Annotated in this window: 15 protein-coding genes; 8 read left to right on the forward strand and 7 right to left on the reverse strand. The window is 67.5% G+C overall.

Features of this window, described 5'->3' with window-relative positions; translation table 11 throughout:
• The first annotated feature begins 14 nt into the window (after positions 1 to 14).
• Positions 15 to 242, forward strand: a complete 228-nt coding sequence (locus U1E69_RS14860) for a thioredoxin family protein (RefSeq protein ID WP_322245169.1) — start codon at positions 15 to 17, stop codon at positions 240 to 242.
• A 58-nt stretch (positions 243 to 300) separates the two neighbouring features.
• Here U1E69_RS14860 and arsB read toward each other — a convergent pair whose 3' ends face one another.
• The gene (arsB, locus tag U1E69_RS14865) at positions 301 to 1,320 is read right to left on the reverse strand and encodes an ACR3 family arsenite efflux transporter (RefSeq protein ID WP_322245170.1); all 1,020 of its coding nucleotides are present in this window, start codon (positions 1,318 to 1,320) and stop codon (positions 301 to 303) included.
• A gap of 220 nt (positions 1,321 to 1,540) precedes the next feature.
• Here arsB and U1E69_RS14870 point away from each other — a divergent pair, with 220 nt between their 5' ends.
• Positions 1,541 to 1,735, forward strand: coding sequence for a hypothetical protein (locus U1E69_RS14870; protein ID WP_322245172.1), 195 nt, complete (start codon positions 1,541 to 1,543; stop codon positions 1,733 to 1,735).
• Between the two features lie 290 nt (positions 1,736 to 2,025).
• On the opposite strand, the gene U1E69_RS14875 is transcribed toward U1E69_RS14870, so the two are convergent.
• Genes U1E69_RS14875 through U1E69_RS14890 form a run of 4 tightly spaced genes read right to left on the reverse strand, consistent with a single transcriptional unit; the run spans position 2,026 to position 6,223 of the window.
• Positions 2,026 to 2,844 (reverse strand): TonB family protein, encoded by an 819-nt coding sequence (locus U1E69_RS14875; RefSeq protein WP_322245173.1) that lies wholly within the window; start codon positions 2,842 to 2,844, stop codon positions 2,026 to 2,028.
• The gene (gene exbD, locus U1E69_RS14880; protein ID WP_322245175.1) at positions 2,841 to 3,251 is read right to left on the reverse strand and encodes a TonB system transport protein ExbD; all 411 of its coding nucleotides are present in this window, start codon (positions 3,249 to 3,251) and stop codon (positions 2,841 to 2,843) included. The genes U1E69_RS14875 and exbD overlap by 4 nt, the downstream gene beginning before the upstream one ends.
• Before the next feature lie 3 nt (positions 3,252 to 3,254).
• A complete protein-coding gene (locus tag U1E69_RS14885; RefSeq protein WP_322245177.1) occupies positions 3,255 to 4,088 on the reverse strand; it encodes a MotA/TolQ/ExbB proton channel family protein in 834 nt (277 codons plus the stop codon).
• A gap of 23 nt (positions 4,089 to 4,111) precedes the next feature.
• A complete protein-coding gene (locus tag U1E69_RS14890) occupies positions 4,112 to 6,223 on the reverse strand; it encodes a TonB-dependent receptor domain-containing protein (protein ID WP_322245178.1) in 2,112 nt (703 codons plus the stop codon).
• A 208-nt stretch (positions 6,224 to 6,431) separates the two neighbouring features.
• Between U1E69_RS14890 and U1E69_RS14895 the strand changes: the two genes are divergently transcribed.
• From U1E69_RS14895 to U1E69_RS14915, 5 genes are all read left to right on the forward strand, one after another.
• Positions 6,432 to 7,463 (forward strand): hemin-degrading factor, encoded by a 1,032-nt coding sequence (locus tag U1E69_RS14895; protein WP_322245179.1) that lies wholly within the window; start codon positions 6,432 to 6,434, stop codon positions 7,461 to 7,463.
• Positions 7,460 to 8,293, forward strand: a complete 834-nt coding sequence (locus tag U1E69_RS14900) for a heme/hemin ABC transporter substrate-binding protein (RefSeq protein WP_322245181.1) — start codon at positions 7,460 to 7,462, stop codon at positions 8,291 to 8,293. The genes U1E69_RS14895 and U1E69_RS14900 overlap by 4 nt, the downstream gene beginning before the upstream one ends.
• Before the next feature lie 4 nt (positions 8,294 to 8,297).
• On the forward strand, positions 8,298 to 9,362 hold the full coding sequence (locus U1E69_RS14905) for an iron ABC transporter permease (RefSeq protein WP_322245183.1): 1,065 nt from the start codon (positions 8,298 to 8,300) through the stop codon (positions 9,360 to 9,362).
• Entirely contained in the window at positions 9,355 to 10,155 is an 801-nt protein-coding gene (locus tag U1E69_RS14910) for a heme ABC transporter ATP-binding protein (RefSeq protein WP_322245184.1), read from the forward strand. Before U1E69_RS14905 ends, U1E69_RS14910 begins: the two co-directional genes overlap by 8 nt.
• A 201-nt stretch (positions 10,156 to 10,356) precedes the next feature.
• Complete coding sequence (locus tag U1E69_RS14915) at positions 10,357 to 10,914, forward strand: DinB family protein (RefSeq protein WP_322245185.1); 558 nt, start codon at positions 10,357 to 10,359, stop codon at positions 10,912 to 10,914.
• On the opposite strand, the gene U1E69_RS14920 is transcribed toward U1E69_RS14915, so the two are convergent.
• Positions 10,911 to 11,774, reverse strand: coding sequence for a serine aminopeptidase domain-containing protein (locus tag U1E69_RS14920; protein ID WP_322245186.1), 864 nt, complete (start codon positions 11,772 to 11,774; stop codon positions 10,911 to 10,913). The genes U1E69_RS14915 and U1E69_RS14920 overlap by 4 nt on opposite strands.
• A 36-nt stretch (positions 11,775 to 11,810) precedes the next feature.
• Here U1E69_RS14920 and U1E69_RS14925 point away from each other — a divergent pair, with 36 nt between their 5' ends.
• Positions 11,811 to 12,431 (forward strand): TetR/AcrR family transcriptional regulator, encoded by a 621-nt coding sequence (locus tag U1E69_RS14925; RefSeq protein WP_322245187.1) that lies wholly within the window; start codon positions 11,811 to 11,813, stop codon positions 12,429 to 12,431.
• A gap of 6 nt (positions 12,432 to 12,437) precedes the next feature.
• Here U1E69_RS14925 and U1E69_RS14930 read toward each other — a convergent pair whose 3' ends face one another.
• Positions 12,438 to 12,920 carry a protein-tyrosine phosphatase family protein gene (locus U1E69_RS14930; protein WP_322245188.1) on the reverse strand — a complete coding sequence of 161 codons (483 nt, stop codon included), beginning with the start codon at positions 12,918 to 12,920 and terminating at the stop codon, positions 12,438 to 12,440.
• Positions 12,921 to 12,930 lie beyond the last annotated feature (10 nt).

Raw genomic sequence — 12,930 nt, forward strand, 5'->3', positions numbered from 1 at the left:
GAAAGGAACAAGGCATGATCATCAAGATCCTCGGCTCGGGCTGCAGGAAATGCGTGGCCTTGGGCGAAAATGCCAGGGCGGCGGCCGCGGCGGCGGGCAGGGAAGCCCAGATCGTCAAGGTCACCGATTTCGCCGAGATTGCCGCCTATGGCGTGATGTCGACGCCGGGTCTTGTCGTGGACGAAAAGGTCGTCTCGACCGGCAAGGTGCTGACCGCAGAGGAAATCGGCAAGCTGATCTGAACGTGCGGGGTCGAAAGCGCTGCATGGTCGGCAGAACGCTTCGGCGCCAGGGTGACTGTCAGTCCGGGAACCTGTCGCGGGTGCGGTTGGCAAAGGCCACAAGCGTCAGCATCACAGGCACTTCGACCAGCACGCCGACCACGGTGGCCAGCGCCGCGCCCGAGTTCAGGCCGAAGAGGCCAATGGCGACGGCCACCGCCAGTTCGAAGAAGTTCGATGTCCCGATCAGTGCACAGGGCGCGGCCACCTTGTGGGGAAGTTTCCACGCGAACGCCCAGGCGTAGCCAAGCGCGAAGATGCCATAGGACTGGATGATGATCGGCACCGCGATCAGACCGATCAGCAGCGGCTGGGCGATGATCACCGGCCCCTGAAAGCCGAACAGCAGCACCACCGTCAGCAGAAGTCCCAGGACAGAGGCGGGCTTGATCCGGGCGGTGAAGGCGGTCACGGCTGCCTCGCCCCCGCTTGCCAACAAAGCGCGCCGCGTCAGCGCGCCGGCAATCAGCGGGATGACGATATAAAGGACGACCGACAGGATAAGCGTCTCCCACGGCACCTCGATGTCGGTCACGCCCAGAAGGAAGGCGGCGATCGGCGCGAAGGCCACGACCATGATCAGGTCGTTCACCGACACCTGGACAAGCGTGTAATTCGGGTCGCCCTTGGTCAGCTGGGACCACACGAAGACCATCGCCGTGCAGGGTGCAGCACCCAGAAGGATCAGGCCCGCGATATATTCGGGTGCCTTTGCCGGGTCGATCAGTCCGGCAAACAGGTGGTTGAAGAACAGCACGCCAAGTGCTGCCATGGTGAAGGGCTTGATCAGCCAGTTGATCACCAGCGTGATCACCAAGCCCTTCGGGCGCTGGCCGACCGTCTTCAGTGACCCGAAGTCGATGGCGATCATCATCGGATAGACCATCGCCCAGATCAGCGCGGCCACCACAAGGTTGACCGAGGCGTATTCCAGGCTGGCCAGCCCAGCGAAAACGTCCGGCAGCAAGTTGCCCAGGATAAGGCCGGCAAGGATGCAAAGGGCGACCCAGAGGGTCAGCCAGCGCTCAAAGAGGCTCATGTCGGGTCCTTTGCAGTTGGCAGAATGACGGCCTGGCCTGGCTGCATGATACAAAGACTTGCCAGCGCCGTAAGGGATTTTGCTTTCGGCATGGCGGCCCCATGCCCGGTGAGGCGGAATACTGTCGGGCGCGGCCTGTTGTGCTGCACCGGTGGCCCGGTCACAGGGCACGGCACCGTTCCGCTTTGCGTTGAATCCGGTGTTTCCGGACAGTTGCGCCGTGGTGATTTCTGCGCTTGGCGAGGCGATGGAGCGCGAGATCGAACTGGTCCAGCGCCGCACCGATCAGGACATCAAGGGCGCCTTGCTGGAAGGATCGGTCGATGCGGCCTGGACCTGCGATATCCCTATCTGCGACCCGAGGATCACGCCCGATCGCGTCTGTGCGCCGCGTCAGCTTCTTGACACGGGATGAGGCGCAGGCGGGCGCGCCGGTTCCTACCATCTGGGAGACCCAGGTGGAGCCGACATGAGCTATCCGAGGATTGAGATCATGGTCGTTCTTGGCTCGCGTTGGCTCGGCAAGATCGCTGCCGCTGCACCTGACGCATCATCGGATGCTGCAATCAGCACGGTGGAAGTCTTTTAGATGCCTGCTCGGTACCGATTATATTCGCGACTTGAGAAGTCCAGCCTTTCACCTTTCCCCCCTTTCAAGCCTTGACGCGCAGGAACCGCTGATCCCGGGCCGGATTTTTGGCCACCCTACTTTGAAACAAACTCGAACGAATAGCCGCGCTCGAGGGCTTCCGGCGGTGGGGCTGGAAATGGCGCCGAGCGGCGGATGTGGTCAAGGGCGACCGCGTCCAGGGTCGCATTGCCCGAGCTTTGAAGGACCTGCACCTGGCGCAATCCTCCATCGGCAGCGATGACGAAGCCCACGACCGCCACACCCCGCCCCGCGCCGGATTGCCTTTTGGTTGACCGCACTTTCTTCAAGACCGCCTTGGCGTAGGCGTGCGGAGAAAGACCGCCGCCCTTGGGCTTGGCCGCCGCGCCGGGCGCGCTGGCCAACACCGCAGGGGCGGCCTGATCACGAGGGGCGGCCTTTTCAGCCGCAGCCGTGTCGCGCGGCACGTCCGGTTTCGGCTGGGGTTTGGCTTTCGGTCTTGGCTTGGGCCTGACTGTCGGTTCGGGCCTGACTGTAGGTTCGGGCCTGGCCTCTGGCTGAAGGGCCGGAAGCGAGAGGTCGGCTGCCACCGGGTCCTCGGCTTGCGGCAAGGTCAGAGGTGCGGCGGCGGCCAGGGTCGGGGTCGGGGTGGTTTCCGGCATGACCGGGGCGGCCGCGTCGGTTTCAGTGAAGTCCGGGACGGGCGGGGGGGCGGCGGCGAGGTCCGGCGCCGATTCTGCCACCGCGGCGACGGCCGGGGCAGCGGGGGGCATCGCGGCAAGATCCAGGACCAGAATCGGCGCCCGCCGTTCGGCAGCCAGCGCAAAGGCTGCCGCCCCGCCGATCAGGCCGATGGCCACGGCACCCGCCAGCAGCCAGCCTGCCACCCGCCGCACAGGGCGCGCGCGGGTCATGGCGCAGCCTCAAGCCCGACGAGCGCCACCTTCAGGTAGCCCGCCGCGCGCAGCCGGTCCAGCACCTGCATCAGCGCGCCGTAGTCCACCGACCGGTCCGCCCGCAGAAAGACCGGCGTCTCGCGCTTGCCGCCGGTCCGGCTGTCCAGCATCGCTGCAAGCTCTTTGTCGGGGACAGGACTGTCATCGATCAGCAGGCTGCGATCCACCGTCACGGTCAGCCACAGCGGGTCCTCGGGCCTGTCGCCTGACGGGGCAGAGGAGCCGGGCAGGTTCACCGGCACATCCACCGTCGACAGAGGGGCCGCCACCATGAAGACGATCAGGAGGACCAGGATCACGTCGATGAAGGGCGTGACGTTGATCTCGCTCAGTTCCGCCTCGCCCTCGTCCAGCCGCAGTGCCATCGGTCAGGTCCCCTCCGTCATGCGTGCATCCAGCTCGCGGCTGAAGCGCAGAAGAAGCTCGGCGCGTGCATCGGCCAGGGCATGTCGGAAAGCCGCCACCTGACGGAGCATCGCGTTGAAAAGCAGGACCGCCGGAATGGCCGCGACCAGGCCGATGCCGGTGGCCAGCAAGGCCTCGGCGATGCCCGGGGCGACCACCGACAGGCTGGTGGTCTTGGTGGCCGCGATGGCGACAAAGCTGTTCATGATCCCGAAGACCGTGCCGAACAGGCCCACGAACGGCCCCACCGCCCCGATCGAGGCCAGAAGCCCGCCGCCCGACCGCAACCGGCGGACCGCACCTGCCTCGATCCGTTCCAGCCGCAGCTCGACCCGTTCCCGGGCCGCAGCGCGCAGGTCGGCGGTCAGGATGGCGGGGATCAGATCGGCCTCGTGCCGCAGTGCCTGGCTGGTCAGGGCAAGGGGACAGTCACCCGGCACCGCCGCCAACCCCGGCTGGACCGCAATCTGCGCCCCCGCCCGGCGCAGTCGCGCGAAGGCCAGGGCGAACTCGACCACCTTGAACAGGAAGACCGTCAGGACCGCGGCCACGGCCAGCACCAGCGCCGCCATCACCGCCTGCACGACCCAATGCGCCTTCAGGACCAGGCTGGCAAGGTCGGTAGCGGTCGGCAGAGGTTCGGCCGGCGCGACCCCGGTCCTGGACAGGTCCCAGGCATCCGGCACGACCAAAGCCGCGTCGGTGTCCGCCGGTTCGCTGCCAAGGACAGGCGCATCCTCGGACACCTTGGGCGGCGGCGGACCATCCTGTGCCAGCGACGCCGCAGCCAGAAGCATCACGACGCATACGACGCAAGCCTTTACCATGTCAGGGTTTTCCCAACCGACAGCTTCGCATTCACGCCCGATGCAGGGTCCAGCGCCAGGTTGTTGCGGTAGGTGGCGTCGAAGACGTTCTCGACCGTCAGGTTGACCTCCAGCCCCGCCAGAGCCCCGTCTTGCGGCGACCAGGTCACAAAGAGGTCATGCGTGTCGTAGGCCGACCCCGAGGCGCTGGTGTTCACCACCGTCGCGCCAGGACTGTAGTTGGTGATCGCATCGAAATACTGCGCCCGCCACCCGATGACGAGACCACGGTCAGGCAGCTTGGCCCCCAGCGTCAGCGCCACGTTCTCGGCCGGGGTGTCGGACAGTTGCAGCCCCGTCGTCCCGTCCCTGGACTTCACCTTGCTCCAGGCCAGACCAGCGAACCAGCGTTCGGCGTCATAGGCGGCTTCCAGTTCGGCCCCCCAGATCTCGGCCGAACGGAGGTTGACGAAATACGGCGCAACCCCCGCCGCGCCGGTGGAATTGCGGGCGATCATGTCGTCGATGTCGTTGTGAAAGCCGGTCAGCTTCATCTGCAGGCTGTCGTCATCCGCGAAGATCCCGTCGCGCTGCCAGGTCAGGCCCAGCTCGACCGTGCGCGCGGTCTCTTTCCTCAGGTTCAGGCTCGCGACCTGAGGGCCAGAGGAGTAAAGCTCGTCCAGCGTCGGCATCCGCTGCGTGCTGGCCAAGGAGCCGAAGATGGCAAGGCTGTCCGACAGGTCATACATCGCGGCAAGCGAGGCCGAGACGGCGGTGTCCGAGGTATCGGCACCCCGCGCCGAGGCAGGCAGGTTGCGCCCCTCGCGGTCACCGAAATCGACGCGAAGGCCCGGGATGATGGTCAGGCGGTCGTTCTGCACGAACTCGCCCAAGGCATAGACCCCAAGCTTGCGGTCAGTCCCCTGCGGATGAAAGCCGATCTCGCCGATCGAGGAGGCAGACCTCCGGTCCTGCTCGGACAGTTGCAGACCCAGTGTCAGGGTGTTCTGCCAGCTGCCAACGGACAGGTCGGATTTGTTCTCGACCTTCAGCGCAAGCGCCGTGTAGTCGTATTCGCTGGGACAGACGACCTGGAACGTGCCCGGAAGGCAGCTCAGGCCGGGACCGGGGCGAATGTTGGTCTTTTCCAGCCAGGTGTCGGTCCAGGACAGTTGCACCGTCAGGTCCAAGAGGTCGCTGGCGGCAAACCCGTTGCGCCAGGTCAGCGTCAGAGTCTCATCGCGTGAGGCGACGTCGGCGATGCCGAAGGTCGGGATGAACGTCGCGCCACCCGTGGGCGTGACCGGGGAATCCTTCAGGTCGGTCACGGTGCGGGAATAGGCCAGCGTCAGGTCCTGGTCGCCGTCATTGCCGAAGGTCAGCCCTCCCTTCACCAGCGCCGAGGTCGCATTGTGTTTCGTCCCCGGAATATCGTTGCCCGATCCGTCCTGCATCGTGCCGCCTCGCGTGCGGTTCAGCGCGGCCAGGAACTCGGCATTGCCGACACGGTGCGCAAAGGTTACCCCGCCCGTGGCCGTCTCGCCATTGCTGGCCCCCCCAAGGCGGAAGCGCAAAGCCGTGGTCTCGCCCTCCTCCAGATAGTCCGAGGCATCGCGGGTGGTAAACGCGATCACCCCGCCAATCACGCCCGAGCCATAAAGGGTCGAGGACGCCGGCCCCCGCAGCACCTCGACCCGCTTGTACAGGTCAAGGTCGCTGAAGAAGGACCCCACCCGGTAGGCCTCGAAGAACTTGGGTGCGCCGTCGACGGTGACCTTGATCCGTTCCTCCGAGGCGACCTGTTCGGCATTGCCGATGCCGCGGATGTTGAAGGCCTGGCCCAGCATCCGGGCCGAGGCCCCGGCGGTCTGCACGCCCGGGACAGCCTTGAAGACATCGGACAGGGTTTTTGGCTGGCGGATGGCCAGGTCCTGTTCGTCCAGCGCCGTCACGGCCTGCGGGGTGTCGATGGCGACACGGCCGGTCCCGGTGCCCAGGATGATGCGGCCAAGCATCTGGAAGAAGCCCTCCTCCACCTGTTGCGCCCCGGCGGGGGCGGCAAGGGCAAGGGCAAGCGCGGTGGTCAGGACAAGCCCGCGTCTGGCGGGCCGGGGCGGCGTGGTCATGGTCATCCCTTCGGGTCGGTCTGCGGAAGGGCTGGCCATGCGACAGGGCGCGGCTGGCGGCAGAAGATTCTGACTTGATCTGTCAGAAAATGGCTTCTAGAAAGCCTGACTGTAACTGTCAAGTATTCGTCGCAACGCGGCGGATGCCCCCCGCGCCCCAGCTTTCCGCCAGTGACGCGCGTCCCCCAGACCCGATGGAAGGATGCCCATGACCCGGCTTGGCCCCGATCAGATTCGCGCCCTGCGCGCCCAGAACCCGAAGGCGCGGGCCCGCGACTTCGCCACGCTCCACCAGATCACCGAGGCCGAACTGGTCGCGGCCCATTTCGGCCTCGGGACCACGCCCATCGTGGCCGACCCCGACCGGCTGATCCCCTGGATCGGTCGTCTTGGCGACGTGATGGCCCTGACCCGGAACGAGCATTGCGTCCACGAACGGCGCGGCACCTATTCCGACTACCGCACCGGAACCTTCGCCGCGATGGTGCTGGACCCCGAGATCGACCTGCGCATCTTTCCCAAGCACTGGGTCCATGCCTTCGCGGTCGAAGAGCCGGGCGAAGACGGCCCGAAACGCAGCTTCCAGGTCTTCGACGCGGCGGGCGATGCCGTCCACAAAGTCCACCTGAAACCGGTCTCGCGCCATGACCTCTGGGCTGACCTTCTGGGCAACATGCGGCTTCCCGCCCGGCCACTTGACCTGGTCCCGCGCAGCGCGGTCCAGCCCGCCAAGGGGGACACCTCCGGCGCTGCGGCCCTGCGCGCGGCCTGGGACGGGATGACGGACACGCACCAGTTCCTGGGGCTGGTGAAGGACCACGACATGAACCGGCTCGGCTCGTACCGGGTGGCGGACCGACCCTACGCCGAACGGCTGGCACCCGAGGCCGTGACCCTGACCCTGCGCCAGGCGTCCGAAGGGCGTGTTCCGGTGATGATCTTCGTCGGCAATGCGGGCTGCATCCAGATCCACGGCGGCCTGATCGAGAAGGTCGTGCCGATGGGCCCGTGGATCAACGTCATGGACGACCGCTTCAACCTGCACCTGCGCGCCGACCGGCTGGCCGAGGTCTACCGCGTCTGGAAGCCCACCCGCACCGGCGATGTCTACAGCGTCGAGGGCTTCGCGGCCGATGGCGAGTTGATCCTGCAGATCTTCGGCTACCGCAAGAACACTCCGGCCGAACTCTGGAACGCGCTGGTCGCGGGCCTGCCACGTCTGGTCGAGGTTCCGGCATGATCCGCGCCCTTTGTCTGTCGCTGGCCTTTGCTACCCCGACCCATGCCGACGCGACGCGCGTCATCACCCTTGGCGGCTCGATCACCGAGATCGCCGTGGCTTTGGGGGCCGAGGATCGGCTGGTCGCCCGCGACACCACCTCGACCTTCCCCGAAAGCGTCATGGTGCTGCCGGATGTCGGCTATATCCGCGCGCTTTCGCCCGAGAACATCCTTGCGCTTGACCCCGGCCTGATCCTGGCCGAGGGGGACGCCGGTCCGCCCGAAGCGGTGGAGGTGCTGACGGCGGCAGGCATCCCCTTTGTCCTGGTCCCCAAGGCGACCGATCCCGCCGGGGTCCTAGCCAAGATCGCCGCCGTCGCACAGGCGCTGGAGCTTGCCGAAGAGGGCGCGGCGCTTGAAGCCTCGGTCAAGGCCGGGCTTGAACGGGCCGCACAGAAAGCCGCCACGGTCACCACGCCGAAACGCGTCCTCTTCATCCTGTCGCTGCAAGGGGGCCGGGTGATGGCGGGCGGTGCCGAGACCGGGGCAGAAGGCATCATCCGCCTTGCAGGGGCGGTCAACGCCGCAAGCGGCTTTCAAGGCTACAAGCCGATGACCGACGAGGCGGTTCTGGCCGCCGCACCGGATGCGATCCTGATGATGGACCGCGAGGGCGACCTGACCGTCGCCGATACCGACGTGCTGGCCCACCCGGCCCTGTCGCAGACCCCGGCCGCCAAGGCAGGCGCGATCCTGCGCATGGACGGGATGCTGATGCTGGGCTTCGGCCCCCGCACGCCCGAGGCGGCCCTGGCGCTGCACGACGCACTTTATGGCAGCGGCAGCTAGGCCGATGGTCGCGCTTTCGCCCCCGCTTGCCAGGCGCGGACTGCCAGGCTTCACCCTGACCCTGGCGCTGGCCGGACTGGTCCTGGCCGCATCGGTCCTGTCGCTGACCAGTGGCGCTGCGGGACTGGGGGCGGGCGACCTTCTTGCCGCCGCGATGGGAGAGGGCCTGACCCCGCGCGATCAGGTCGTCCTGTTCGACATCCGCCTGCCGCGACTTGCCCTTGGCCTGGCGGTGGGTGCTTCGCTGGCGGTGTCGGGTGTCCTGCTGCAAGGCCTCTTTCGCAACCCGCTGGCCGACCCCGGCATTGTCGGGGTCAGCGCGGGGGCGGGGCTGGGCGCGGTCCTGGCCATCGTGCTGGGCGGGTTTCTGCCCGCCGCACTGACCGCGCTGGTCGGTTCGGCGCTGGTGCCCCTTGCTGCCGGGCTGGGCGGCTGGCTGACGACCCTGCTTTTGTATCGTGTTGCCTCCCACGGGCGGCGGACCGACGTGGCCTTGATGCTGCTGGCCGGTATCGCGCTGTCTGCCCTGGCCGGGGCCGCGACGGGGGTCCTGACCTATCTTGCCGACGACCAGCAACTGCGCGACCTGACCTTCTGGGGCATGGGCTCGCTGGCTGGTGCGACCTGGGCAAAGCTGGCGGCGGCGGTGCCCTTGATGGCACTGGGCCTGATCATCGCGCCGACCCTGGCACGCGGGCTGAACACTCTGGCCCTGGGCGAAGCGCAGGCGGCCCATATGGGCACCGATGTCCAGCTTTTGAAACGCCTGGCGATCCTTTCCGCGGCAGCCGCCACCGGAGCGGCGGTGGCGGTATCGGGCGGGATCGGCTTCATCGGCATCGTCGTGCCCCACCTTCTGCGTCAGGCACAGGGGCCGGACCATCGCCGCCTGATCCCGAACGCGGCCCTTCTTGGCGCGGCCCTGCTGGCGCTGGCCGACGTGATCTCGCGCAGTATCGTCGCACCGGCGGAACTGCCCATCGGCATCCTGACCGCCCTGATCGGCGCGCCGGTGTTCCTGTGGATGCTGCTGCACTCCAGCGGGCTTCGGGGACGCGGGAATGCTTGAACTGATCAATGTCGCCGTCCACCTTGGGCGCCGGGAGCTGCTGCAGGACATCACCCTTTCGGTCCGCGCGGGCCAGCTTCTGGCGATCTGCGGCGCGAACGGGGCCGGGAAAAGCACGCTTCTGAAGGCCATCCTGGGAGAACTTCCGGCGACCGGCAGAGTCCGCCTCAACGGGTTTGACGTCGCCCGCACCAAGCCCGACGCCCTCTCCGCCATCCGCGCCGTCCTGCCTCAGGACACCGAGGTCGCGTTCGGCTTCAGCCTGGGCGAGATCGTCCGGATGGGCCGCGAAGCCGGTGACGTCCTGACCCGCCCGGATGTCGAGGCTTTGGCCTTGGCGGCCGTGGGCCTGAGGGGGCGCGAGGCGGACGACTTTCGCACCCTGTCAGGCGGAGAACGCCAGCGCGGCCACCTGGCGCGCGCGCTTGCCCAGGTCTGGGAACCGGTCGGACCCAACGGCCCGCGCTGGCTGATGCTGGACGAACCGGTCGCCAGCCTTGACCTTGGCCACCAGCTGCAGGCGATGCGGCTGGCCCGCAGCTATGCCGATGCCGGGGGCGGAGTGGTCGCGATCATGCATGATCTGAACCTTTCGGCGATGTTTGCCGACCGGATGGCATTCCTGATTGATGGCAGGCTGGCCTCCATCGGCACCCCCTCCGAAGTGATGCAGCCTGACCTGCTGGAAGCGGCCTATGGCTGTCGGACCGTTCTGAACACAGGCCCGGCGGATGGTCCGTGGCTGGTTCCCCAAAGCTGCCGCGAACTGTCGCAGGTTGCTGTGCGCCGATAGCTCTGGGGACACCCAAGTGACGCGGCGCACCTGTCAGGCCCCCGTAGACCCGAAGGTCCCTGCGCGACGAAGGGCGCTTGCATATCGAAGTGCCGCACGCAAAACTAGGTTCCGGTGCAGCACCTGGCGCCGGATAGACCTGAAACATCCTGGCGACCGGCAGGTCCTTCGCCTTCATCCCCTTTGCATATCGGGCCGCGCATGACCGATCCCCTTCGCACCTTGCGAAAGCTTGCCCAGGCCAACCGCCTGGCCAATGCCAGGCTGCACCGGGCCTGTGCGGCCCTGGCCCCGGCCGAGCTGACCGCCCCGCGCCCGGCCTTCTTCGGGTCGATCCAGGCCACGCTGAACCACATCCTGCTGGTCGACCGCTTCTATCTTGGAGCGCTTGAAGGCCGCCCGCTGGACCGGGCCGCTCTGGACAAGGCAAGGCTCTGCCCGGACCTGCCCACCCTTGCAGCCTGGCAGGCCACCGCCGACCTGGCCCTTGTTGCCCACGTCAAAGCCCAGACGGCTGAAACCCTGGCCCGGATCGTCGCCATCGACCGGGGTGAGCGGGTTCAGCATGACCGGCGCGATGACATCCTCTCGCACGTCTTCCAGCACCAGACCCACCACCGCGGCCAGGTCCACGGGATGCTGTCGGCGACCTCGGTCAAGCCTCCGCAACTGGACGAGTTCATCGTGGGCGACGATCACGCCGCCCGCATCGAAGACATGGCCCTGCTTGGCTGGTCCGAATCTGACCTGATGCGCTAGTCCAGGATCGCAGGCCACAAGACCGCGTTGCGCCGGGTGAAGGGCGGGATGTGCCCGATGCTTGCCAGACCGAAGTCGGCGGGCCGCAGCACCTTCTGTTCCTTGGTCGCCTCGGGATACAGCGCCCGCGCCCGCCACACCGCTTCGGGCGGGACCAGGTCGTCGTCGGCCACCGCGATCATCCGCAGCCGCGCCGTCACACGCGCCGGATCGGGCAGGGGCAGCGTTCGCCCCACATCCGACAAGTGCCAGCCCCGCGTGGTGCACCAGCGCCGCCAATCCTCGTAGACGCCACGCGGCAGGTCGGCCCCCAGGCCCACCATCCGCCCCGGCAGATAGCCCGCCGTCGCCGCCAGCGCGCGAACCGGAGGCGACCAGAACACCCGCGCCTTCCATTGATAGCGCCAGGGATGGTCGGACACATGCGTCAGCCCGGCACCGATGGTGATCGCCCGGCTGACCCGTGGCATCGCCTCATGCCAGCCCAGCCAAAGGCCGCCCACAGAGTGACCCAGCACCCACAAGGGCGTCTCTGGAAACATCCGGGCCAGTGTTGCCAGCGCCGCTGCCTGGTCCAGCCGGCCCCAATCCGCCAGCGTAGCCTTCGACCCCCGCAGTGGTCGCCGCAACGAGGCCCCGAAATCCCGGTAATCGTAGGTCAGGACCGCAATATCCCGCTCGCGCGCGGCCCATTCGGCGAAACCGCGATAGAACCCGGCGGGCGCACCCGTCGCCCCGTGGATCACCAGCGCCGCCCGCGCAATCCCTTTGGGCCGCACGATCCGCCCGCGGAGCACCGCGCCATCGCTGCGGATGTCCAGGTCCTCACCACGCGCCGTCGGGAAAGTCGCATCCAGCATCTCTGCCTCCGCCATTAGACCGATTGGTCTAGTAGCATGACTGGACCGATCGGTCTAGAGTTTTCCCGCCCGACCCCCTATGGTGGGGCGATGAGCGACGAACCCTCCACCCGCGACCGCCTGGTTCAGACCGCCACGCGCCTCTTTCGCCAGCGCGGCTATGACGGCACCGGCCTGACCGAGATCTTGGCCGAGGCCGGGGTCCCCAAGGGTTCGCTCTACCACCACTTCCCCGAGGGCAAGGCCGACCTCGCCTGTGCCGCCGCCGACTGGACCGCGTCCGAGATCATCCGCGTGATCGACGACAGCTTCCGGGCGGCACCTAACTGGCGGCACGGCATTACGACGTTCTGCTACAAGATGGCCAAGCTCTTTGACATTCTGGAAAGCGCCGACGCCTGCCCGATCTTTGGCCTCTTGTTCGAGGGCCCCGACCACGACCGCTTCCGCGCCCAGGCCGAACAATCCTTCGACCGCATCATCGCCGCCGCCGCCCGCTACGGACAAGTGCTTGGCCTAAGCTCCGAAGCGGCCCACGACGCGGCCGAGACCTTCATCATCGGCTTCCAGGGCAGCTGGACCCTTGCCCGCACCCGCCGCAAGTCGGACGTGCTTCGCAACCTTCCGAACCGGCTTTACGGCCCTTCACCCCCGTAGGGTGCGCTACAGCGCACCACCCGCCGCAGCCCACTGAAACTGCTCCGGCGTTTCCACCGCGCAGGGCCGCACCGCCCGCAGCCGCTCCAGCGCGGCGGAAGGGTCCTCTCCCGCCTCGACCATCAACCGCAGCGCCGCAGTGCCGGACCGACCGCAGCCGCCCATGCAATGCACCCAGACCCGCTCACCGCCTGCCAGCACGTCCCGCGCGTGGGCCGCAGCCTGAGGCCATGCCGCCAGTGTCTCTTTGGTCGGGACACCGTAGTCCCCGATCGGCAGGTGCAGCCATGTCACCCCAACTGCCCCCAGGTCCTGCGGCATCCGCTCTGCCCCCTTGGCGGCCAGTTCCTCGGCCGTCGTCATCGTCAGGGCCAGCCCCGGCCCCCAGGCCAGCAGATCCGCCAGATCGGCATCATAATCGCCGCCGCGCCCCGGCATCGGGCCGATCCCCAGCACGCCCCCGCCCACCGCCAATTCTGCAATGACCATCGCGCTCCCT

Source organism: Tabrizicola sp. (assembly GCF_034366665.1).
Taxonomy (GTDB): domain Bacteria; phylum Pseudomonadota; class Alphaproteobacteria; order Rhodobacterales; family Rhodobacteraceae; genus Tabrizicola.

Bases quoted from the DNA above. Each gene is read 5' to 3' on its own strand.
- U1E69_RS14860 (WP_322245169.1), top strand. From the start codon at position 15: ATGATCATCAAGATCCTCGGCTCGGGCTGCAGGAAATGCGTGGCCTTG.
- arsB (WP_322245170.1), bottom strand. From the start codon at position 1,320: ATGAGCCTCTTTGAGCGCTGGCTGACCCTCTGGGTCGCCCTTTGCATC.
- U1E69_RS14875 (WP_322245173.1), bottom strand. From the start codon at position 2,844: ATGACCCGCGCGCGCCCTGTGCGGCGGGTGGCAGGCTGGCTGCTGGCG.
- exbD (WP_322245175.1), bottom strand. From the start codon at position 3,251: ATGGCACTGCGGCTGGACGAGGGCGAGGCGGAACTGAGCGAGATCAAC.
- U1E69_RS14885 (WP_322245177.1), bottom strand. From the start codon at position 4,088: ATGCTTCTGGCTGCGGCGTCGCTGGCACAGGATGGTCCGCCGCCGCCC.
- U1E69_RS14890 (WP_322245178.1), bottom strand. From the start codon at position 6,223: ATGACCACGCCGCCCCGGCCCGCCAGACGCGGGCTTGTCCTGACCACC.
- U1E69_RS14895 (WP_322245179.1), top strand. From the start codon at position 6,432: ATGACCCGGCTTGGCCCCGATCAGATTCGCGCCCTGCGCGCCCAGAAC.
- U1E69_RS14900 (WP_322245181.1), top strand. From the start codon at position 7,460: ATGATCCGCGCCCTTTGTCTGTCGCTGGCCTTTGCTACCCCGACCCAT.
- U1E69_RS14905 (WP_322245183.1), top strand. From the start codon at position 8,298: ATGGTCGCGCTTTCGCCCCCGCTTGCCAGGCGCGGACTGCCAGGCTTC.
- U1E69_RS14910 (WP_322245184.1), top strand. From the start codon at position 9,355: ATGCTTGAACTGATCAATGTCGCCGTCCACCTTGGGCGCCGGGAGCTG.
- U1E69_RS14915 (WP_322245185.1), top strand. From the start codon at position 10,357: ATGACCGATCCCCTTCGCACCTTGCGAAAGCTTGCCCAGGCCAACCGC.
- U1E69_RS14920 (WP_322245186.1), bottom strand. From the start codon at position 11,774: ATGCTGGATGCGACTTTCCCGACGGCGCGTGGTGAGGACCTGGACATC.
- U1E69_RS14925 (WP_322245187.1), top strand. From the start codon at position 11,811: ATGACTGGACCGATCGGTCTAGAGTTTTCCCGCCCGACCCCCTATGGT.
- U1E69_RS14930 (WP_322245188.1), bottom strand. From the start codon at position 12,920: ATGGTCATTGCAGAATTGGCGGTGGGCGGGGGCGTGCTGGGGATCGGC.